This is a genomic window from Streptomyces sp. NPDC001980 (assembly GCF_040296885.1).
Classification (GTDB): domain Bacteria; phylum Actinomycetota; class Actinomycetes; order Streptomycetales; family Streptomycetaceae; genus Streptomyces.
Window position 1 is genome coordinate 82,578 of the sequence record NZ_JBEOYD010000033.1, and the last position, 21,064, is coordinate 103,641.

General features: G+C 69.7%; 15 protein-coding genes and 1 pseudogene. 6 read left to right on the forward strand and 10 right to left on the reverse strand.

All coding sequences use genetic code 11. The features are described 5' to 3' along the window. Window positions 1-64: 64 nt before the first annotated feature. Window positions 65-1,009, forward strand: coding sequence for a helix-turn-helix transcriptional regulator (locus ABT137_RS37295; protein ID WP_351715716.1), 945 nt, complete (start codon window positions 65-67; stop codon window positions 1,007-1,009). 64 nt (window positions 1,010-1,073) lie between these two features. On the opposite strand, the gene ABT137_RS37300 is transcribed toward ABT137_RS37295, so the two are convergent. The 5 genes and pseudogenes from ABT137_RS37300 to ABT137_RS37325 form a co-directional block, all read right to left on the reverse strand. After that, complete coding sequence (locus ABT137_RS37300; RefSeq protein ID WP_351715717.1) at window positions 1,074-1,976, reverse strand: hydroxyquinol 1,2-dioxygenase; 903 nt, start codon at window positions 1,974-1,976, stop codon at window positions 1,074-1,076. Continuing rightward, the gene (locus ABT137_RS37305; RefSeq protein WP_351715719.1) at window positions 1,973-3,034 is read right to left on the reverse strand and encodes a maleylacetate reductase; all 1,062 of its coding nucleotides are present in this window, start codon (window positions 3,032-3,034) and stop codon (window positions 1,973-1,975) included. The genes ABT137_RS37300 and ABT137_RS37305 overlap by 4 nt, the downstream gene beginning before the upstream one ends. Before the next feature lie 4 nt (window positions 3,035-3,038). After that, on the reverse strand, window positions 3,039-4,832 hold the full coding sequence (locus tag ABT137_RS37310; RefSeq protein ID WP_351715721.1) for an FAD-dependent oxidoreductase: 1,794 nt from the start codon (window positions 4,830-4,832) through the stop codon (window positions 3,039-3,041). 356 nt (window positions 4,833-5,188) lie between these two features. Then, window positions 5,189-5,293, reverse strand: a pseudogene (locus ABT137_RS37320) (transposase); the annotation flags it as partial. 353 nt (window positions 5,294-5,646) lie between these two features. Then, entirely contained in the window at window positions 5,647-6,600 is a 954-nt protein-coding gene (locus tag ABT137_RS37325; protein WP_351715723.1) for a DUF5996 family protein, read from the reverse strand. Between the two features lie 994 nt (window positions 6,601-7,594). On the opposite strand from ABT137_RS37325, the gene ABT137_RS37330 reads away from it, so the two are divergent. Continuing rightward, entirely contained in the window at window positions 7,595-8,410 is an 816-nt protein-coding gene (locus ABT137_RS37330) for an SDR family oxidoreductase (protein ID WP_351715725.1), read from the forward strand. 106 nt (window positions 8,411-8,516) lie between these two features. Here the strand turns inward: ABT137_RS37330 and ABT137_RS37335 are convergent, their stop codons facing one another. After that, window positions 8,517-9,488 (reverse strand): helix-turn-helix domain-containing protein, encoded by a 972-nt coding sequence (locus ABT137_RS37335; protein ID WP_351715727.1) that lies wholly within the window; start codon window positions 9,486-9,488, stop codon window positions 8,517-8,519. Then, entirely contained in the window at window positions 9,475-10,056 is a 582-nt protein-coding gene (locus ABT137_RS37340) for a hypothetical protein (protein WP_351715729.1), read from the reverse strand. The genes ABT137_RS37335 and ABT137_RS37340 overlap by 14 nt, the downstream gene beginning before the upstream one ends. 455 nt (window positions 10,057-10,511) lie before the next feature. On the opposite strand from ABT137_RS37340, the gene ABT137_RS37345 reads away from it, so the two are divergent. The 4 genes from ABT137_RS37345 (at window position 10,512) to ABT137_RS37360 (ending at window position 15,055) form a co-directional block, all read left to right on the forward strand. Then, the gene (locus ABT137_RS37345; protein WP_351715731.1) at window positions 10,512-12,179 is read left to right on the forward strand and encodes an extracellular solute-binding protein; all 1,668 of its coding nucleotides are present in this window, start codon (window positions 10,512-10,514) and stop codon (window positions 12,177-12,179) included. Beyond that, entirely contained in the window at window positions 12,179-13,231 is a 1,053-nt protein-coding gene (locus ABT137_RS37350; RefSeq protein WP_351715732.1) for an ABC transporter permease, read from the forward strand. The genes ABT137_RS37345 and ABT137_RS37350 overlap by 1 nt, the downstream gene beginning before the upstream one ends. Then, window positions 13,228-14,154 carry a carbohydrate ABC transporter permease gene (locus ABT137_RS37355; protein ID WP_351715734.1) on the forward strand — a complete coding sequence of 309 codons (927 nt, stop codon included), beginning with the start codon at window positions 13,228-13,230 and terminating at the stop codon, window positions 14,152-14,154. Before ABT137_RS37350 ends, ABT137_RS37355 begins: the two co-directional genes overlap by 4 nt. Before the next feature lie 184 nt (window positions 14,155-14,338). Further along, window positions 14,339-15,055, forward strand: a complete 717-nt coding sequence (locus tag ABT137_RS37360) for a glycoside hydrolase family 12 protein (protein WP_351715735.1) — start codon at window positions 14,339-14,341, stop codon at window positions 15,053-15,055. A 203-nt stretch (window positions 15,056-15,258) separates the two neighbouring features. Here the strand turns inward: ABT137_RS37360 and ABT137_RS37365 are convergent, their stop codons facing one another. The 3 genes from ABT137_RS37365 to ABT137_RS37375 all read right to left on the reverse strand — a co-directional run bounded on the left by ABT137_RS37365 (window position 15,259) and on the right by ABT137_RS37375 (window position 20,810). Next, window positions 15,259-17,019: a cellulase family glycosylhydrolase gene (locus ABT137_RS37365; RefSeq protein WP_351715737.1), complete on the reverse strand. Its 1,761-nt coding sequence runs from the start codon at window positions 17,017-17,019 to the stop codon at window positions 15,259-15,261. 99 nt (window positions 17,020-17,118) lie between these two features. Continuing rightward, a complete protein-coding gene (locus ABT137_RS37370; RefSeq protein ID WP_351715738.1) occupies window positions 17,119-18,633 on the reverse strand; it encodes a glycoside hydrolase family 43 protein in 1,515 nt (504 codons plus the stop codon). Window positions 18,634-18,671: 38 nt separating this feature from the next. Beyond that, window positions 18,672-20,810 (reverse strand): alpha-galactosidase, encoded by a 2,139-nt coding sequence (locus tag ABT137_RS37375; RefSeq protein WP_351715739.1) that lies wholly within the window; start codon window positions 20,808-20,810, stop codon window positions 18,672-18,674. Between the last annotated feature and the right edge of the window lie 254 nt (window positions 20,811-21,064).

Consider the following 21,064-nt stretch of genomic DNA (forward strand, 5'->3'; position numbering starts at 1 on the left):
TCGGCCATCGCGCGCCGGGCGGGCGGCTGGTGCCCAGGGGTGCCCGAGGGAATACTCTGGGGAAATGACGACCGGCATGCTGTCGGGGCCCGTGCGCTTCAGCACGACAGGACTGCCCGAGGCCCAGCGGGTCGCACTGTGGGAGAACCACAACGCGACTGCGCTGATCGGCCTGCGCTGCCGATCGCTCGATGACGAGGCCCTTGAGGCGACGGAGATCAACCTTCAGCTCCCCAGGGTGCATGTGGCCCGGGTGACGGGGAACTCCCACGTCGTCGAACGTACCCGGGCGGTCGTGCGGCGCCTGCCGTCCGAGGCCGTCGCCTGCTATCTGACACTGGTCGGAGAGGCGTTCTTCTATCACGACGGCGGCGTACAGGTGGTCCGGCCGGGTCAGCTGATCGTGTGCGACGCGGACCGGCCCTTCATGCGCGGCTTCTCCCACGGCCTCGAGGAACTGGCCGTCAAGGTGCCACGGCAGGTGTGGCGGGAGGTCGCCGGGCCGGAGCCGTTGGCTCGCCCCCTGGTGTTCGACTTCGGCGACGGCGACCTTCAGGCCAGGGTGCTGGCGCGGCTGGCCGGCCGGGCCGTGCACCCGGAGAAGTCCCGGCCGGTCGACGAGGACACCCTGCTGGACCTGCTCGCCGGCGTGGTGACCGGCCGCCCGGCCGCGCTCTCCGCCGTCCATCTGGCCATGGCCAAGGCCTACGCCGAGGACCACCTGAGCGACAGCGGGCTCAACGCGGCCCGGATCGCCAAGGGCATCGGGATCAGCGAGCGGCATCTGTCGCGGGTGTTCGCGGCGGGCGGGACGACTGTCCCGCAGCACCTGCTGGCACGCCGGCTGGAAGGAGCGCGGGCACTGCTGGCCGAGGGCGGGACCGCGACCGTCGCCGAGGTGGCCGCGCGCTGCGGATTCGGTTCGGCCGCCCACTTCTCGCACCGGTTCAAGGCACGGTACGGGGTGCGCGCCACCGATGTGCTGCGGGAGGCCCGGGCGGGCGGCTGACGGTCGACGGCTGACCGCTGGCGGCCTGAGGAGAGCCGAATCTGCGACCCGCCCGGTGCGCGGGTCAGGCGCCGTCCGGTGCCAGCACGATGTCGAACCGGACCCGGGACCAGGCGCGCCCCTGCAGGTCCCGCTCGCCGGGCGCCGGTGTGTCGGGCCGCTGCCGCCGGAACTCCTTGACCAGGGAATCCTTCACGCCGAACACCGCGTCATGGTCCAGGAGCTCGTCGCCCTTCACGAAGATGTGCGTGACCAGGGTGCGCAGACCGGGCGCGCTGACCATGAAGTGCAGATGCGAGGCGCGCATCGGCGAACGGCCGGTCGCCGCCAGCAGCTCGCCCACCGGTCCGTCGTGCGGGATCGGGTAGGGGGTCGGGGTGAGGGCCCAGAAGCGGTAGCCGCCGTCCGCCTCGGTGAACAGATGTGCACGGGCTGCCGTGCGGTCGTCGCCGTACTGTGTGTCGTAGAAGCCGTCCTCGTCGGCCTCCCACACCTCGATGCGCGCTCCGGGGACCGGCTTGCCGGTGCTGTCGGTGACGGTGCCCTCCACCCAGCAGGGTTCGCCGGCGGCGTCGAACGCGATGTCCTCGCCGCTCGCGATCTCCGGGCTGTTCTCGACGAAGAAGGGCCCGAAGACGGTGGCCTCGGTGGCGTCGCCGTACGCCTGGTTGTTGACGGCGACGGTCTGCATGGAGACGCCGAGCACGTCCGAGAGGAGGATGAACTCCTGGCGCCGGTCGTCGGTGATGTGCCCGGTCCGGGTGAGGAACTCGATCCCCTTGTTCCACTCGTCCTCCGTCAGCCGCACCTCCCGGACGAACGCGTGCAGATGGTGCACCAGGGACTCCATGACCTCCTTGAGCCGTGGACCGGTGCAGTCGCTGAACGAGTCGAGGACCTGCCGGGTGATCTCGGCCTCCCGCGCCTGCTGCTCGGCGGGGACGCCGGCCCGGGTGTCACTGGTCATGGCCGTGCTCCTTCCCAGGCCGCACACACCAGCCGGAGGACCGGTTCGAGCGTGACGGCCCGCGGGTTGTCGGGCGGTGCGGCGGCGACGATCGCCTCCGCCGCCGGGGTGATGCCGTCCTCGGGCATACCGAGGTCCCGCAGGGCGCGCGGCGGGTCCAGCTCGTCGTACAGCAGGGCCAGGCCTGCGGTCGCGGTCGGCGCGTCGAAGGCCGCCGCGAGGCGTCGCCCGGCCTCGGGCGCGTGCGGTGCGTTGAAGGCGAGGACGTGGGGGAGGACCACGGCGTGGGTCTGGGCGTGCGGCAGGTCGAACATGCCGCCGAGGACATGGCAGATCTTGTGGTGGAGTCCCGAGCCGGCGGAGGCGAAGGCGGTCGCGGAGAGGTAGGCGCCGTACAGCGCCCGCTCCCGGCCGTCCAGCCCCTCCGGCTCCTTGGTGATCAGCGGCAGTCCGGTGCGCAGGGCCCGGACGCCCTCGGCCGCCAGGGCCTGGTCGATCGGGTCGGTGCGGGGCGCCCACATCGAGTCGACGCAGTGCGCGAGGGCGTTCAGCCCCGAGGCCACGCTCATGCCGACCGGGAGGGACAGGGTGAGCGTGGCGTCGTAGACGACGGCGCGGGGCAGGACCCGCGGGTCGGTGCCGGTCGTCTTGCGGGCGTCCTCGGTCAGGCCCCAGACCGCGGTGGCCTCGGAGCCGGCGTAGGTGGTCGGCACCGCGACCACCGGGATACCGGAGGTCAGGGCGACCGCCTTGGCGAGCCCGGTCGTCGAGCCGCCTCCGACGGCGACCACGACGTCCACGTCGTGCTCCGTCGCCGCCGCACGGGCCCGCTCGGCCACCGCGACCGGGACGTGCATGACGACATCGCCGTCCCGGTCGTGCCAGTGCGCGACGGGCAGCCCGTCCGCGATCTCGTGGGCGACGGCCCGCGCGGCCGGGTCGGCGATCACCATCGGCCGCAGACCGCCGAGGAGTTCGACTTCGTCGCGGAGGTTGGCGGCCGCCGCACCGGACGCGAACCGGACGCGCTGCGGCAGGGTCTCATGATCGAAGCGCACCGGTTCAGTCCCTTCCCAGTACGGCGGTCAGGGCGTCGCGCAGCCGGCCCTCCGGGTCGTCCGGAAGGGTCGTCGCGCGCCAGGCGATGTGCTTGTCGGGGCGGACCAGCAGCACCCCGCTCTCCTCGACCTCGCGCAGCTTGGCCCAGTCGTAGTAGAGGTCGGTGACCTCGCGGCCCGGACCGATGACGACCGTGGCCAGCGGCACGCCGAGCTCCTGGCCGACCTTCTCGGCCGCGCTCTCCCACGCCTCGCCCGCGATGCCGGTGATGAGCGTCCAGCGGTCGTACGGCGCCAGGTCCATCAGTGCCTTGCGGTGCGCGCTGTCCCCGACCCAGGCGTGCGGCAGATGCGAGCCCGGCACCGTGGACATCTCGTAGTAGAGGTCGGGATCGCGCGGTGACACGGGCGGTGCGCTGCCGTCGGAGCGGATCGCCGACGAGGTGTAGAACTGGCCGAGTTCGACGCCGTGCGCGTTGAACTCGTAGTTCTTCAGGTCCATCGCCCGCACCAGCGCGGCCCGTTTGGCGGCGCCCGCGGGGGTGTTGGCCTTGCGTTCCTCGATCGCGGCCGCCATCTCGGCCTCCGTCGTGGCGTCGAGGACACCGAGGGCGCGGAAGATGTCGACGAACTCCCGGCTCGACCTGTTGGCCCGCTTCACGATGCGTTCGGCGACCGGTGCCCGTTCGGCGGAGTAGGTGTCGAGCAGCGCGGGACCCGCCTGGCCCTTGAGGACGGCGGCCAGCTTCCAGACGAGGTTGTAGGCGTCCTGCACCGAGGTGTTGGAGCCGAGGCCGTTGCTCGGCGGGTGCCGGTGGACGGCGTCGCCCGCGCAGAACACCCGGCCGCTGTGCAGGCGGGTGGCGTACATCTCGTTGTTGCCCCACAGGCTGGTGCCGGTGATCTCGACGTCGAGGTCCGGCATGCCGAGGAGGTTGCGGACGATCTGGACCGCCGCCGCCTCGTCGACCTGCGGGGGCTCCTCGTCGATGTCGTAGCCCCACACGATCAGCCACTCGTTCCAGGGACGGACCATCCGGACCAGGCCCGCGCCGATCCCGCCGACGTTCGAGCCGGGCTGGATCACCCAGTACAGGACCGAGGGCCGGTGGGAGACGTAGCGGCTGATGTCGGCCTTGAAGGTGATGTTCATCGAGCCGGCGATGTCCATCGCCCCCTCGAAGGGCAGACCGATGTCGGCGGCGACCATGGAGCGGGCGCCGTCGGCGCCGATCAGGTACTTGGCGCGGATCAGGTACGCCTTCCCGGTCAGCCGGTCCAGGACGTCGACGGTGACGCCGTCGGCGTCCTGCGTGTGGGAGAGGTACTCGGTGGAGAACCGCACCTGGGTGCCGCGCCGCGCGGCGTTGCGGACCAGGATCGGTTCCAGGTAGGTCTGCGGGATGTCGACGGTGAGACAAGGGGAGGCGAGCCGGTAGTCCGCCTCGCGGTCCGGGCGGGTGCCCCAGGTGTGGATCCGGCCGATCTCCTCCCCGGCGATGCCGGTGCAGAAGACCGTGTCGCCGACGAGGGCGTGTTCCGTGGCGTCGGCGAGTACCTGGTCCTCGATGCCGACGTCGCGGAAGACCTCCATGGCGCGCTGGTTGGTGATGTGGGCGCGCGGGGTGTTCGCCGTCCAGCGGTACTTGGTGATCATGATGTTGTCCACGCCGAGCGTGGAGAGCAGCAGGGCCGCGGCGGCGCCCGCCGGTCCGGATCCCACGACCACGACGTCCGTGGTCATGACCGGACCGGTGGGCGGTTCGGTCTCGGGGGTCCCGTCGTCGAATTCCGGCATCCTGGGCACCTTTCGTCCGTCCGGCGTCGTCGCCGGTGGCTTCACTGTGCGTCCGGCGGCGCCTGGTGACAGCGGTCGCACGCGTTCTCGGCGGAAACCGCAAGACATGGCGGATCCGGGAAGATCCGCGACCGCTCGGACCGCGGTCCGTCCAGCAGTACCCGTCGGCAGCGGCGAGGGCGTCGATGATGCCGTGGGCGCGGCATGCCGTGATGTCGTGCACGGAGCCGGGCGGTGCGGGTGAGAGGCCCACGGCAGATTCCCGAACGGATCGGCGAGGAACACCGATGCCGACAGCGCGAGGGGATCTCCCGGCCGAGCGCGGCCGACTACGGGCGAGGTGGCACAGACGCGTGTTCGAGGTTGTGTTTGGTGAGGTTGGCCAGAGATCTCTTCAGGTGCAACCACACGCCCTCGACGGGGTTGAGGTCGGGAGCGTACGGCGGCAGTTGGTAGACGGCCACTTCTTCAAGGGCATCGACCTGGCCTGCTATGGGCGCGCGTAGTTGTACGCCGTGGCCGCTGAGCCGAAAACAGTCCGACACGCGCAGCGCTCCTGGCCGCAGCCGGTTCAACGACCCCTGGAATTCGCCGGATGGGCGACGGGTCCTGGGTGGCTGACCGGCCTTCGACACGTCTTGTCCACCGCCGCCGGACGGTCCTGCCGTCGTTCCGCCTCGGCCGGCTCGACCACGAACAGCCCACCCCCCCACACGTACCGAGATCATCGCGTACGAAAGATCACGAGACGCGAGCGGGTCGCCCGTTGCTGAGACAGGCTCCTGGTCCTCCGGGTCAGGAATCTTGACCCGAGTCAGCCGTGCTGGTGCTGGACAGGCGCGGGCGGTGTCCTGCTCATGTACCAACCCTCGACGCGGGGTCCGACGAGGTCGGACGGCCAGCCTGCCGTCTCGACGGCGGCGTCGTAGACGGCGTCACCGAACGCCACAATGGCCTGGTGCGGGTCCGCTGTCTCCCTGAGCTTGGCCCACGGCAGACGAACCAGACCAGCGTCGGGATGCCAGGCGGCGCCCTCAACACCCCACGACCGGTCTCCGAGACCGTCCGGCCGGGGCCAGATGTACGCGTACATGCCGACGTTCGGCGCCTTGGCATCCCCGAAGGAGAATCCCACCGACACGTACGCGTCGAGCTGGGCGTTCTGCATGAACGGCGGCTGGTGGGGCGTCGGCACGGTGGACCGCGCACGGTGACGCGTGGCGGACAGGTCGAAGCCGCCCCACATCACACCGACCCGGGGGCGATATCCCAGGAAGGGGGCCTGCCACGCCTCGAGCCCGTCAGAGGCAAGGTTCAACGCTGTCCAGATCAGCCGGGCGGCGTGGCCGTCCCAGGTGCGTTCGACGTGATCGTCCTCGAAGCACGCTGGGGCATCCGGAATCTCGCAGATCAACGAGCTGCGCGGTGGGTGTATGCCAAGCTCGTCCGCCGCCTCGCAGAAGGACGCATAGAACATGGCGACTGACCCCTTGGACAACGGCACCGTCCGCGAGCCGTTGTCGGCCTCGATGACCACGCCACCGTCGAGCAAGCGGTAATGCACCGTGAAGGTCACGCCTCGCTGCCGAAGGGTTGGCGTACTGAGCCCCCGAGGGGTGACACCGAGGACGACGTTTCCCCAGCCGACTTCGAAGGGCTTGTCGAGGGTGTACTTGCCTGCGACCTGTACCAACCGGTTCACGTAGTCAACCATGGGCGCCAGGTCCTCATGGACCAGCGTCGGCCACGCGTCGAGACGTTCGCTCATAGAGAGCCTCCCAGCGTGTCGACGGGATCAGTGGGAGGGGACGTCAGGTGGTGCGCCCGCTCCCCATCCAGCGATGGGCGGGCCTCGGACACCGAACCGTGATCCAGTACTCAATTCTCACACGCAGGTCAGGGTCCTGCCCACTCGGTGGCGCCGGGCGTCCGACGTGCTGGGCCAGCAGCCAGGATGCGGGGGGCGACCGAAAACCCCGCCTTCTTCGCCTGCGGGTCGAACCGCGCCGCTTCTTTGCAGGCCAGCTTCCTACCAGAGGGTGGAACGCGGTTCACAGAGGGTAGAGCGCCATCGACTCGAACGGGGTGAAGGCCGACGCCGCGGCCGTCGTCGTCCTGCTCACGGCCCCGGCGCCCTCGGTGTGCAGGGACACGGCGGATGCGCCCGGGTCTGACCGAGCCGGCCCGCCGCACCACCGTCAGACTCGGCATGGAGCGGTCCCCGCTGCCACGAACATGGATGCGCCGGGCACAGTTTCGTCTGCCTCGGCACGGGCGCGCTGCATCATATGCAGGTGCTGTTGGGCCCGCTGCTGAACTGGCCGGGATGGTTCGGGGTGCCGGTGGTGCTGTTGCCGGTGTCGGTGAGTCCGCGTGCTTCCTCGTCAGGTCCTGTCGCGTCATCGTGTGGCGAGGCGCCGCACGCCATGACGTCGAACGGGATGTGGCCGGATCGACAACCCGCCCGCAACTTCTTCCGGGGCGCGTCAGGAAGCGGCCCCGTTGGCGCCGTGACCACTCACCTGCGTCGCAATGGACGTCACCGCCCGTCCGGCCGCCGCCCCGGCGAACCTTCCCGGTCGGAGCACCTGGTCTCCGCGCCTGACGGCGCAGGCTCCCACGGACCGGTGGCAGGCGGCCGAGGCGATCGGCCGGCATCACCGCGAGCACGGCGAATGCTGCCGGGACGAAAGGCCGCTCTCGTACGTTCCCCGCTGACGGACGCCCTTCCGGCGGTGAACCGTTCCGATACGCTCCCGGCCATGAGACTGCGGAACTCCCGTTCGCTGGACGTCCGTTCGGTGCATGTGATCGTGACGGGTGGGTCGAGTGGTATCGGGCTGGCCACGGCCCGGCTGCTCGCGGACCGTGGGGCCGTGGTGTCGCTGATCGCACGGGGGCCGGAGCGGCTGGCCGAGGCCGCCAAGGATCTGTCGGCCGCCGCGCGGGTGGCCGACGTGTCCGACCAGGCGGCCCTCACGCGGGCCATCGGCGAACTGGAGGAGGAGCAGGGCCGGCCCTGCGACGTCCTGGTCACGTCGGCGGGGCTCGCCCGCCCGGGGCACTTCCTGGAACTGCCCGACGACGTCTTCCGGCAGATGATGGAGGTCGACTACTTCGGCACGCTGTACGCGATCCGGGCCGTGGCCCCCGGCATGGTGGAGCGCGGGCACGGCAGCGTCGTCGCCGTCTCGTCCGCCGCCGGGCTGATCGGGATCTTCGGTTACAGCGCCTACGGACCGGCCAAGTTCGCCGTACGCGGGCTCATGGAGTCGGTACGGGCTGAACTCACGCCCCACGGAGTGCACGTCGGGGTCGTCTTCCCGCCGGACGTGGACACCCCGCAGCTCGCGGAGGAGAACCAGTGGAAGCCGGCGGAGACCCGCGCGGTGGGCGGGACGATCAAGCCGCTCACGGCGGAGAAGGTCGCGTCGGCCATCGTGGACGGCATCGACCGGGGCCGCTTCGTGATCTGCCCGGATGCGGGGACTCGGGCCCTGGCCCGGTTCGGAAGCATTCTCCTGCCCTTCCTCAACCGGGAGTTCGACCGGAAGGTCAGGGCGGTCCGCAGACAGTGACTGCCAGGAGGCCTGGGATTCGACACCGAGGCTGCGGGCCCGCAGGCCGCGGAGGGTGCCCACGTGCACGGTGTTCGTGACCTCGGTGAAGCCGGCAGGTGGTGATTCATGGCTGGACGAAGACGGTGAGCCATTCCGCTTCCCGTGGCCGGTACTCGTAGCGGTCCCACAGGCCCGACACGATCGCCGGGACGTGGCCGGCTCCGTACACGATGGCCACCCGGATCGGCTCGTTGCTTCGTTCCGCGTAGATCTCGCCGAGCGCGTCGAGCAGTCGCCGGTCGCGCCGATCGGTCATCGCGTGTTCCACGGGATTGTCGGCCCTCATCTCCGCTCGCAGTGTCGAGGGCAGGTCCTCGACCTCCAGGTCCTCGTCGAGGAAGGCGCGCGGACCGCGCAGCGCGAAGACCAGACCCATCACCGGTGCCGCGACCATGAGCAGCATGTACATCCACCGCGGCAGTGTCTTCAGGTCGGCGATCGCCTCCGCCGCGGTCACGTCCGGGTTGATGACCGGCACGTCTTTGGGGAGCAGCAGTTCTTCGCGCTGTTCCTGCAGGCCGTTGCGCCGTCGGCGTGGGGCGAACCGGTAAGCGAGCGTGAGGGCACTCACTCGGGCCGAGTTCCCCCGGATTCCCTCCATGACTATGAGGTCGCATTCTCTGAGCCTGATGCGGACCTGGGAGTAGAACGTCGGCGAAGCGACATGCAGCATCGGGAAGATCACGAATTGAAGTGGTGTCCCTCTCCGTCTCATGGTGATCGCAGCGGATCGGACGGCGTACCCGTTCGCCTCGATGATCTGCATGATCTCCCCCGCGAAACTCGCCCGGTCTCCCTGGACGTAGCAGGACACGAGCCCGCCCGGAGCCGCGGTTCCCAGAGTGCGTGGACCCTCCCGCGACAGCAAGAGTTCACGGCGGCAGGCCTTGTTGAAGGCCTGGAGATCGGCGATGCCCACGGCCGCGGCGATGGCGGTGATGGACAGAGTGGAGGACAACAGCAGGCGGCGGGCGCGTTGAAGGCGTCGGTGCCGGATGTACGACACGACCGTGAGGCCGGTTTCAGCGTGGAACACACGTGTCAGACGGGTGTGGGAGATGCCGACGGCACGTGCGACCTCCGGTACGGACAGCGGGCCGGGCCAGGTGTTCCTCGACATGGGCCTGTGCGGTGACCACGTAGGGGTGCCTGCGCCCGGCTTCATCGTCCCTTGGGAACTCGGCGATGCGCCACAGAGCGGCCCAGGCCTCGGCCTCGGCTCGCAGGGGAGATGTCGGCATGGCCGGCACTGCGTGTCTGAGCAGGTCGGCCAGGCCTGTGCTCTTGGCCGCGGCGTCCTGCATCACCGGCACGACCCGGGCGGTTTTGCCCTCGTGCAGCCGTAGATGGACGTAGAAGTGCTCCGACCTGCCCCGGTGGTGAAAGTGCACCTCCGTGTTCGGCGGCACGAGGCTGACGTGGCCGGGGCGTATGGGGTGGACCGACTGCCCGAGGGACAGCGCACCCTCGTAGTGGTAGAGGTGCAGCTGCCACAGGTCGGGGGTCACGAGGCGGCCGACGGTGTCCTCCGCCGTCCAGCCCAGCAGCAGTCGGCCCCCCTCGCTCCAACCGCCGCCTCCAGCCTGGATCGGCCGCTGTTCCACGGCGCTCCGGCTGGTGCGTTCGGAGGTGCCAGGACCGGAGCGACGTGAACCGGGGCCTTCGCGCCCCGCCTCGACGCGGGCCGCAGCGCGTCCGCCGGCGGGTGGCGCGCGAGCGGAGACATTGGATTTTTCCGTGACGGATCGGTAAGTGCTTTCGAAGCGCTTCGACGCAGCATCGAACGTCCTGAGGAGTGTGAAGAGATCAACATCGTTGGATCAAGCGGAGTGCGCTGGATACATGGAGTGCTCCAACCAGGGCGTCTGAGGAATCTTGGAAGCGACCCTTGTGCAGGTCCGGGTGTTCACCTAACCTCACAGCAATTCGAAGCGCTTCGACAGTGAATCGAACCGTAGTAATGGGATGTCTGCTCTCCCAGCTCAGCCAGTTCCAGTCACGACACCGCAGCCGACGGCCCACCGCCGGGTGTCCAGCCGCGCCACGAAGGGTTGACGCAATGACGCCGAACGCCGCCTCCCCCTCCTCAGGTCCCAGCCGGAGAAGCTTCCTCGCCTCCACCGCGGTCGCCACCGCAGCGGTGGCCGGTGGGATGCCGCTGCTCACCGCCTGTGGCGGGTCGGACAGCGGGTCGGGCGAGGGCGCCACCTCGGGCAAGGCCGCCGACAAGCTGCTCCCGACATTCGTCGCCAGCACGGTCGGCGAGCCGGATCTTCCGTCGAAGAACGGTTCGTCGGCCGGCTACACCAGCAAGGTCGACCTCGCGGCTCTCGGCACCTCGGTCCCGAACAAGCTCGGTACCGGCGCTCCCCTGACGATCATGTCCCCGCTCTGGGGCACTCCGCCGAAGGCCGGTTGCGCGTACTACAAGGCGGTCGACGCGGCGGCGGGCACCAAGGTGACCTGGCAGAACCAGGACGGCAACACCTACGGCCAGAAGCTCGGGGCAGTCCTCGCCTCCAGCTCCATACCCGACATGGTCGTCGTGCCCAGCTGGGAACTGGTCGGCAAGATCCCGAACGCGGTCAGCGCGAAGTTCATGGACCTCGGTCCCTACCTGGCGGGCGACAAGGTCAAGAAATACCCGAATCTGGCCGCGATCCCCTCCGACTCCTGGCGCATGAGCATTTTCGGCGGCGCGCTGCGCGGTATTCCGATGCCGTCCGCTCCCGCGACCGTCATCGTGCCGTACTACCGCAAGGACATCTTCGACAAGAAGGGTTACTCCGTACCCAAGTCGGCCGACGAGTTCCTGAGCTGGGCCAAGGAGGCCACCAGCGCCAAGGCCAAGGTGTACGCGTGCGGTGACATGAGCTGGGTGTCGGGGAGCATCTTCGGTGCCTGCCCCGGCTGGAACATCGACAGCGACGGCAAGCTGAGGTACGGCATCGAGCGGCCCGAATACCTCGAAGCCCTGGAGTGGACCCGCAAGCTCTTCGACGCCGGCGTGGTCCATCCCGACGACAGGGCACGCTCCGGCGACGCGGGCCAGCGGTTCACCGCCGGACAGATCCTGGTCTTCAACAGCGACGCCTCCGCCTGGTACGTGAAGACCGCCGAACAGGCCCAGGCCAACCCGGACTTCCAGATCGAGGGCATGGACATCTTCGGCGCCGACGGCGGCAACCCGACGCTGTACGCCTCCGCGCCCGCCACCATCTGGTCGCTGATCCGCGAGGGCGCCTCGAAGACGACGGTCGAGAACGCGCTGGCCGCCGCCGACTTCGCGGCCGCGCCGTACGGCACCAAGGAGCGCATGCTCGTCGACTACGGCGTCGAGGGCACCCACTACACGGTCAGGAACGGCGTCCCCGTCAAGACCGACCAGGGCAACTCCGAGGTGATCAACGCCTGGGCGATGCTGGCGGCCCCGGCTCCCTACTTCGCCCACCCCGACTACCCCGACGTCGCCCGCAAACAGGCCGAGTGGCAGCAGCGGATGGGGGCGTTCATGAAGAAGACGTCCACGTACGGCATGAACATCGTCGAGCCGACCCGCTACGCCAACCTCGCCAGCCAGTTCGAGCAACTGCAGATCGACTACGTGCGGGGCAACAAGAAGCTGTCCGACGTGCAGGCGGCCATCTCGACGTGGAGGTCCTCCGGCGGCGACAGGCTGCGCGACTGGTACAAGGAACTCCTCGACAAGAACGGCAGCGGCAACTGATGTCTCTCACGGCCGGGAGCAGGCCTGACGGGACTCGTCCCCCCGTGGCCGTCGAGGAACCGGCGGCCACGGTCGCCACCGCGGGGACCAAGATGCGGGCGCCACGCAGGGCGAGCCGGGGCGGCAAGGTTCCGTTCCGGATCCGGCTGCGCCGTGACCGCGCGCTCATCCTGATGACGCTGCCCGTCATCGTGCTGCTTGTGCTCTTCAACTACGTCCCGCTGCTCGGCAACGTCGTCGCCTTCCAGGACTACGACCCGTACGTCTCCAGCAACGGAGTCACGGCGATCTTCCACAGCCCGTGGGTCGGCGTCGAGCAGTTCTCGCGGATGTTCGACGACCCGTTGTTCTGGAGTGCCGCGAAGAACACCATCGTCCTGTTCGTGCTCCAGCTGGTGCTCTTCTTCCCGGTCCCGATCATTCTCGCGCTGGTCATCAACAGCGTGATCCGGCCCCGGGTGCGGGCCGTGGCACAGGCGATCATGTATCTGCCGCACTTCTTCTCCTGGGTCCTCGTGGTCACCGTCTTCCAACAGGTCCTCGGCGGCGCCGGCATCATCGCCCAGACCCTGGAGAACCACGGGTGGAGCGGCTTCGACCTGATGACCAACGCGAGCCTCTTCAAGTACCTGGTCACCGCGCAGGCGGTGTGGAAGGACTCCGGCTGGGGGATCATCGTCTTCCTCGCCGCACTGGCCGCCGTCAGCACCGACCTGTACGAGGCCGCCGCCATGGACGGTGCCGGGCGCTGGCGGCGCATGTGGCACGTGACGCTGCCCGCGCTGCGCCCGGTGATCGCGCTGCTGCTGGTCCTGCGGGTGGGCGACGCGCTCAGCGTCGGCTTCGAGCAGTTCCTGCTCCAGCGGGACGCGGTCGGCGCGGGGGCCAGCGAGGTCCTCGACACGTACGTGTGGAACATGGGTATCCAGAACGGCGACTTCAGCTACGCGGCCGCGGTCGGCCTGGCCAAGGGACTCATCGGAGTCTGTCTCGTCCTGGGCGCGAACAAGTTCGCGCATCTGCTGGGCGAGCAGGGGGTGTATCAGAAGTGAGCCTCAACACCCAGCTCATCCGCAGCCTCAAGGCTCCCGCCCGCCCGGTGTGGGAGGAGCCGCCGAACAAGGCAGGACTTGCCGCCAAGAGCGGCTTCCTCCTGCTCTGCTGCCTGGGGGTGCTCGGTCCGCTGTGGATCGTGATCGTCACCAGCCTCTCTCCCAAGCCCGTGATCGACCGGGTCGGCGGCCTCGTCGTGATCCCCCGGGGTATCACCTTCGTCAACTACAGCGAACTGCTCGGCGGCGGCCAGGTCAGCCGGGCGATCATGGTCTCGGCCGGTGTCACGTTCTTCGGCACGCTGTTCTCGATGACGGTGTCGGTGCTGGCCGCCTACGGCCTGTCGCGGCGGGGGAGTCTGGGCCACCGGTTCTTCCTGATGACCATGATGGCGACCATGTTCTTCGGGGCCGGGCTCATTCCGACCTACCTTCTGGTGCAGTCGCTGCGCCTCACCGACACCTATCTGTCGCTGGTCCTGCCGAGCGCGGTCAGTGTCTTCAACATCCTCGTCCTGCGGGCCTTCTTCATGGGCATCTCACCCGAACTCACCGAGTCCGCCCGTATCGACGGGGCCAGTGACCTGCGCATCCTGCTGACCATCATCATGCCGCTGTCGCGCGCGGTGCTGGCCGTCATCTCGCTGTTCTACGCGGTCGGCTACTGGAGTGCCTGGTTCAACGCCTCCATCTACCTCACCGACCAGGACATGATGCCGCTGCAGAACGTGCTCATCCAGCTGGTGCAGAAGAACACCGAGGCGCCCACGGGCCTTCAGCAGGCGGTCAGAACCGGCCAGCTCTCCTCCCTGGGACTGCAGATGGCCGTCATGGTCCTGGCGCTGATCCCCGTCGCGGTCGCCTCCCCCTTCGTCCAGCGGCACTTCAAGAAGGGCATGCTCACCGGAGCCATCAAGGGCTGAAGCCGCCCGGTCCGAGTACCGCCGCAGTGCCTTCCGCCGTATCCCGTCCGTCATGGCACGGAGGTATGGACTTCTTCCGGTGACGAGGAGCCGAAGGATCTCGTCGCCGGAGAGGACCACGTCCTCGGCAAGGGGGCGTGGTAGCACCCCCCCACATTTCCCCCCCACCCGTGGAAGGGACACCATGGTCAAAAGCGGCATACGCAAGATCACCATGGCGGTAGTCGCGCCGGCGCTGGCTCTCGGTGCCACCGTCGGCCTCGCCTCCGCCCCCGCTTCGGCAGCCGTCTGGAACTCCTGCGACCAGTGGGCCGGCACCAGCCTGGACGGATACAAGCTCTACAACAACGTCTGGGGCGCCGGCGCGGGCGCCCAGTGCATCTGGGCCAACTCCGGTACCGGCTGGGGCGTCTGGGCCGACCACCCCGACACCGGCGGCATCAAGTCCTACGCCAACTCGACGAAAACGATCAACAGGACGATCGACTCCCTGAGCTGGCTCACCGGCAACTACGACGTCAGCGTCCCGTCGTCCGGCGCGTACAACACGTCGTACGACATCTGGGACAACGCCCACCAGTACGAGATCATGCTCTGGGTCAACCACACCGGAGCCGTCGGGCCGATCGGCAGCTGGCAGGCCAACGTCACGCTCGGCGGCCACAACTGGAACGTCTACAAGGGCACCAACGGGTCGAACCAGGTCTTCTCGTTCCTGCGGACGTCCAACTCCACCTCCGGCACCGTGGACGTCAAGCCGATCCTCGACTGGATCGCCTACACCAAGGGCTGGATGCCCGGCAACGAGGTCATCGGCGACGTGCAGTTCGGCTATGAGATCACCTCGTCGTCGGGCGGACTCAACTTCAACACCAACAACTCGACCGTCAGCGGCGGCTGACCCGACCCCAGGGCCGAGGCCGGTTCCGCGTCCTTCTACGGGCGCGGCCGACCTCGGCCCGCGGCGTGCGCCCCGCAGAAGCGGCGGGTCCCACCTGGTCAGCAGGGCGCATCGGGCTGGGTGAGGAGGCCGAGCCGCCACGGGAGGAGATTGGCGGTGCCCTGGTTGCCGGAAGGGGCAACCAGGGCGAGCGGGCCGGTCGGTCAGGACGTCGTGCCGGTGACCGAGCCCCCGGACCTGGTGACGTGGTAGGTGGCGGTGGCGCCGCTGTAGAAGTGGAACGTCAGCGTGACCGGTGCGCCGTCGTGCAGCGCGTTCAGGAAGTCGGGAGTCAGAATGATCGTGCCGCCCGCGTAGTCCGGTGAGAAGGCCGCGTTGAACTCCTGGTACGACGTCCAGTCGGCCTGGCCGGCGTTGGTGCCGTCGGCGTACTTGGCCTCCATGGTCGCCAGTACGTCACCCCGGTACTGGGTGGGAAGGCTGAACGAGCCGGTCGTACCCGTGGCGTTCGACAGCACCGGGGTGTCGGACGTGATCACGTCGATCGTCCAGGGCAGCCCGCGGGAGAACCGGGCCCGGAGCGTCGCGTCGACCCCGTACCGGCGGTCGCCGGTCAGCCGGGTCAGTGCGCGCGCCGTGAGGGTGAGCCGGTTGTCGATGACGGTGTAGTCCCGTCCCCGGACAAGCCGGCTGCTGCCCTGCCACAGACCGCGGAAGTGGGTGCCGTTGAGGTTCAGCGTGAGCGTCTGGGCCGTGACCGGGCTGGACTTCGGCACGAAGACCCTGTCGAACGAGGCGGTTCCCGAGCGAGTGGTCCAGCTCGACCTGATCCAGGCGAACAGGGCGGGGTCGGTCCACTTCAGCGTCTCGCGGTTCAGGAAGGCGAAGGTCCCGGGGTCCCACAGGGCGGTGGTGACACCGGCGACGCGCGCCGCGTAGCCGACGTGCTCGAAGTACTTCAGCGCCTCACCGCGCTCCACCCGGTCGGGGTGGTTGTGGTCCGGCCAGCTGAGCAGACCGTACTCGCCGAGGTAGACCGGGATGTTCCTGGCGACGAACGTGTCGTGCATCCGGGCGAAGGCGTCGGTCAGGTCCTTCTGGGCGGCGGCGTCGTACAGGGTGCCCCCCGCGATGTTCACGCTGAACGGGTACCAGCTGTAGTAGTGCACGGTGGCGACCAGATTGCGGTCGTGCAGCGCGCCGATCGTGGCGGACAGGGAGTCCATGAAGTTCTGGGAGGGCGTGCAGCCCACCGTGGGCAGGACGAGGAGGCGGTTCGCGTTCCCGCCGCCCGAGGAGCGGACGACCTTGTGGAAGGAGGTGTTCAGCTCGTCCAGGAGCTGGGTCTTCTGCGCGTCCGTGGCATTGTCGAAGCTCGGTTCGTTGACGCTCTCGAAGAGCAGGGTGCGCGGCTCGTCGCGGAACGCCGAGGAGATCTGGCGCCACGTGGCGTCGAAGCGGGCGAGTACGTTGTCGTGGTCGGTGGGCATCTTCGAGATCCACTGCCACGAGTCGTGATGGACGTTGAGCACGACGTACAGACCGTCGGCCTGCGCCCAGTCGACCACCTGCCTGACGCGGCTCATGAAGGTGGCGTCGATGGCGTAGGGCGCGGTCGCGGACTGGTGGCCGGACCAGGTCACCGGGATGCGGACGCTGCGGTAGCCCTGCGCGCTGAGGGTGTCGAACAGGTTCTTGGTGACCTTGGGGTTGCCCCAGGACGTCTCGTCCGGGATCGCGTCCAGGGTGTTGCCCAGGTTCCAGCTGGGCTGCATCGCGGCGACCGCGTCCATGGCCCGGGACGGAACCCTGACCGTCGACGGTGCCGGCTTCGCCGTGGCGTCCGGCGCCGCGAAACCCGTGCCGGCGGACAGTCCCACGATGACGAGCAGCACCATCAGCAGACCGGCCAGGCGTCCGGGGCCGCGGCGGCGGTGGCCCGCGGCTTGCCGAATGTCCTTCATATACTTTCCCTTCGTCGGGTCGTGTGCTTCGGTCGTGCCTTTCGGCGGGGCATGCGTTGGTGCGCGACGGGGTGAGGTGCGCCGAGACGTCCCCCGGGCTCAGCCGTCGAGGGACTCGTAGTCGAACCAGTCGAAGTGGACGGCGCCTTCCGTGGCGTACATGCCGATGACCCGGCCGGTGAAGCCGCCTGCCACCTCCGTCGACAGGTAGCGACCGTCGAGGGCCGCGAGCTCGGTGTACGTTCCGTCCGGGGCTTCGACGCCGAGAGAGACGACGTCGGGTCCGGTGCAGGGACCGTGCGGTGCCGGCGGGGCGGCGACGGTGACGGCGAGGACCACGGGCCCGGCGGGCACGGACCGGGAGGCCACGACCGTGCGCAGGGAGCCGACGCGCGCGATCACCCGCACCTCCGTGCCGCACGCCTCGATCGCGTAGTGGTGCCGCTCGTCCAGCCGTACGGCGAGGCCGCCGCGCCCCTGTCCCGGGTCGGCCAGGGTGCGTGCCCGGCAGGACAGGTGCTGCTGGCGACGGCCGGTGAACACCACGTCGGGCTCGTCCAGGGAGCCGCCCCGCGCGCGGAGCGTGAGCCATCCAGGGCGCTCTTCGGTGGTGCAGAGCTCGGCGGGGCGGTCCCGCACGGAGATCCAGGCCGGCCCGAGTTCACCGAGTTCGAAGTCGTCGCGCCGTTCCTGGGCGGGGGCGGGGGAGACCGGCCAGGGGATCCCGGACAGGTCCAGGGTGATCTCGCCGACGACCGGCCAGCCCTCCTCCCAGGTCACGGGTGCCAGGAAGGTCTCCCGGCCGAGCACGTGCCAGCCGGGCGTGCCGCCACGCGGCCGTACCCCGAGCAGAACCATCCACCACGAGCCGTCGGGGCCCTGGACCAGGTCCGCGTGGCCGGTGTTCTGCACGGGGTGGTCGGTGCCGCGGTGGGTGAGGATCGGGTTGGCCGGGCACGGCTCGAACGGCCCGTCGGGTGTACGGCCGCGGGCGATCGACACGCCGTGGCCGCGCTCGGTGCCGCCCTCGGCGATGAGCAGGTACCAGTAGCCGCCGATCCGGTACAGGTGCGGCGCCTCCGGAGCCTTCGCGCCGAGGCCGCCGGACCAGAGCCGGTGCGGTGTGCCGAGCGTCTGTCCGGTGGACGGGTCGAGACGGACCTGCGACACCCCGGCGACAGTGCACCAGCAGGTGCCGTCCTCGTCCCAGGCCAGGTCGGGATCGATACCGGGCACGCCTGGTGCCGGGATCGGATCCGACCACGGTCCGGCCGGGTCGGTCGCCGTCACGATCAGGTTGCCGCCGCCCTCGCTGCAGTTGGTGACGATCAGCCAGAAGCGTCCGTCGTGATGGCGCAGGGTGGGCGCGTAGATGCCGCCCGAGGACGGCATGGAGGCCGGCAGACGCAACTGTTCGGGCCGGTCCAGGACGTTGCCGATCTGTTGCCAGTGCACCAGGTCACGGCTGTGGAAGAGGGGTACGCCGGGGAAGTACTCGAAGCTGGAGCAGGCGAGGTAGTAGTCGTCGCCCACCTGGCAGATGCTGGGGTCGGGGTGGAAGCCGGGGATCACGGGGTTGGCGAACGTGCCGTTCGCCTGATGTCGGTGGGGCACCCGGTGGGGTCCTCTCGTGAAATCGTGGGTGGGGTGGGTCAGGGGGCGTCGGGCGTCGCGGGAGTGATGCGCAGCAGGACGGCGGACGGTGCGGTGGGCAGGGTCAGGCTCAGCTCGGCCGTGTCGGGTGCCCAGGCGGGATCGGCCCGGCCGGCCGACGGATAGAGCAGGCCGATACGGGCGGCGGTGCCTCGCAGGTGGGGCAGGCGGAGCGTGGCCGTGGTGGCGGCTCCGGGGCGGCGCCAGGCGGTGAGGTAGGTGGTGGCGGGGGTGCGCAGGGCCAGGGCGATCCAGGTGTCGTCCCAGGAGGGAAGGCCGAGCGGCCAGGACGGTACCGCCTGTGGCAGGTCGGCGCGGATGGCCTTGTACGCCGCCACCGCTTCGTGGACCAGGGCGCGGGCCGCCGGTTCGAGTTCGGGAATGCGTCCGGACAGATGGATCCGGCCGAGAAGCGCGTTGGCCATGGTGAAGGCCACCTCGTCGAGGGAGTCCTCCGGCTGGGGGTACGCCCAGACGGCACCCTGTTCGGGAGTGGCGGCGGTCGGCGCGGAGGCCGCGATGGGCGCGTAGAGCCGTAGGTCCTGCTGGTCGCTGGTGGACTGCAGCTGAACCCGGGACAGCAGTGCGTGGTCCCAGCGCATACCGCCGGAGGAGCAGTTCTCCAGTACCAGGTGCGGATGGCGGTCCAGGACGCTGTCGAGCCAGGCGAGGTGCGCCCGGTTGTGGCCGAGCAGGCCGGCGCCCGGGGTCTCGCCGGGGTGGGCGCTGGTGCCGGAGCCGGGGTCGATGTTGTGGTCGAGCTTGAGGTAGCCGACGCCCCACCCGCCGACCAGCCGGTCCACGACCTCGTCCAGGTGGACACGGGCGGCCGGGTGGCGCAGGTCGAGGTGGTGCCGCCCGGTCTCCGTGACGCGGACGCCGTCACGACGGAAGAACGCCTCGTCGGGCAGGGACCTGGCCACGGGGCTGTGGACGCCGATCACTTCCGGCTCCAGCCACAGGCCGGGAACCATGCCGCGTTCCCGGATGCGGTCCAGCACCTCGTGGATCCCGCGCGGGCCGGGGAACCTGGAGGCGGCGGGCTCCCAGGCGCCGACGGAGTCCCACCAGCCGCCGTTGTCGCCGTCGTACCAGCCGGCGTCGATCACGAAGTACTCCGCGCCCGCGTCGGCCGCCGCATCGATCAGCGGCAGCAGTTGCTCGGTGCTGGGGTCGCCCATCAGGCAGTTCATGTAGTCGTTGAAGACGACGGGCAGGTGCTGGTGGTCGGTGTGCGGACGGCGGATCGCACGGCGGTAGCGGGTCAGCGCGGCGAAGGCGGCGTCGAGGCCGCCGTCGGCGCTGAAGGAGAGGGCGACGGGCACGGTGGTGAAGGCGGCTCCGGGCTCCAGGGCGTGCCGCCAGCCGTGGTGGGTGTCGGTGGGTCCGAACAGCGCCGCATAGGCCGCCTTGCCGCGCTCGCCGCTCTCCCAGCGCCAGCCCCCGCCGTTGTGCTCGATCTGCCACACCCAGGTGCGGCCGGAACGGCGGTCCGTCAGGCCGCCCATGGGCAGGTGGCCGCAGCTGGACCAGGTGCCCTGTCCGCTCAGCGCGAAGCCGGATCTGCCGTTGACGTCGCTCACGCGTCCGGGGTGGGCGGGTGAGGTCAGGCGCAACGGCCGTCGCCGCCAGCGGCATTCGGAGAGCCAGTCGTTGTCCGCCGACAGCACGTCCACGGCGTCGACGGCCGCCGGGCTGTTGGCGGTGAGGCGGCCCACCACGAGCGAGCTCACCGACTCCAGGTGCAGCGTGGCCTGCCCCTCGTTGCGCAGGGTCACCTCGCTGCGGAGCACCGGCACACCGTCTGGCGACCGGTAGGTCACCTCCGCGGCCAGTCCGGTTTCGGGGTCGTGGAGGTGGACGGTCAGGGTGTGCCAGTCGCCGTCGCGGGTCACGTGGTGGGCCCGGTGGCGCAGCCGCTCGCCGAGTTCGGTGCCGACGAGGCGGGTGCCCGACCAGACACGACCGTGACCCGTGGCCGTCACCTCCACCAGGGGCAGGAGCTCACCGGCGCCGTTGCCTCCCTCGTCGGGCAGTCCGAGATGCGTCAGACGGGGGGTGCCGTTGTCGTCGCGGGCGATCTCCAGCCGGAGGGTCTCGTGCCCCCAGCGGAGGGTTGTTCCCTGTTCGGTGGTCATGGTGCTCCTTTCCGGTCAGTGCCCGCTCAGGGCCACGGAGCCCCCGCTCGGAACGCCGAAAGCGCGGCCCCCAGGCGCTCGGTGATGCCGCGTGCCGTCAGGAGGCTTCTCTGTGACAGAACGTCAGGACGGTTTGGATCCGGCGCGGTTCGTCCGCCGGCCGCGAGGCTTCCGCGGTTCAGACGACGACTCGCGGTGGCGGCTCATTCCCGATTGTCGAAGCGCTTCACCTGACAAGCGAAGGTAACGGAGAA

Excerpts from the sequence above, each read along its gene's own strand:
- ABT137_RS37330 (WP_351715725.1), top strand. The coding sequence starts at position 7,595 with ATGAGACTGCGGAACTCCCGTTCGCTGGACGTCCGTTCGGTGCATGTG.
- ABT137_RS37295 (WP_351715716.1), top strand. The coding sequence starts at position 65 with ATGACGACCGGCATGCTGTCGGGGCCCGTGCGCTTCAGCACGACAGGA.
- ABT137_RS37310 (WP_351715721.1), bottom strand. The coding sequence starts at position 4,832 with ATGCCGGAATTCGACGACGGGACCCCCGAGACCGAACCGCCCACCGGT.
- ABT137_RS37300 (WP_351715717.1), bottom strand. The coding sequence starts at position 1,976 with ATGACCAGTGACACCCGGGCCGGCGTCCCCGCCGAGCAGCAGGCGCGG.
- ABT137_RS37365 (WP_351715737.1), bottom strand. The coding sequence starts at position 17,019 with ATGAAGGACATTCGGCAAGCCGCGGGCCACCGCCGCCGCGGCCCCGGA.
- ABT137_RS37350 (WP_351715732.1), top strand. The coding sequence starts at position 12,179 with ATGTCTCTCACGGCCGGGAGCAGGCCTGACGGGACTCGTCCCCCCGTG.
- ABT137_RS37325 (WP_351715723.1), bottom strand. The coding sequence starts at position 6,600 with ATGAGCGAACGTCTCGACGCGTGGCCGACGCTGGTCCATGAGGACCTG.
- ABT137_RS37345 (WP_351715731.1), top strand. The coding sequence starts at position 10,512 with ATGACGCCGAACGCCGCCTCCCCCTCCTCAGGTCCCAGCCGGAGAAGC.
- ABT137_RS37360 (WP_351715735.1), top strand. The coding sequence starts at position 14,339 with ATGGTCAAAAGCGGCATACGCAAGATCACCATGGCGGTAGTCGCGCCG.
- ABT137_RS37375 (WP_351715739.1), bottom strand. The coding sequence starts at position 20,810 with ATGACCACCGAACAGGGAACAACCCTCCGCTGGGGGCACGAGACCCTC.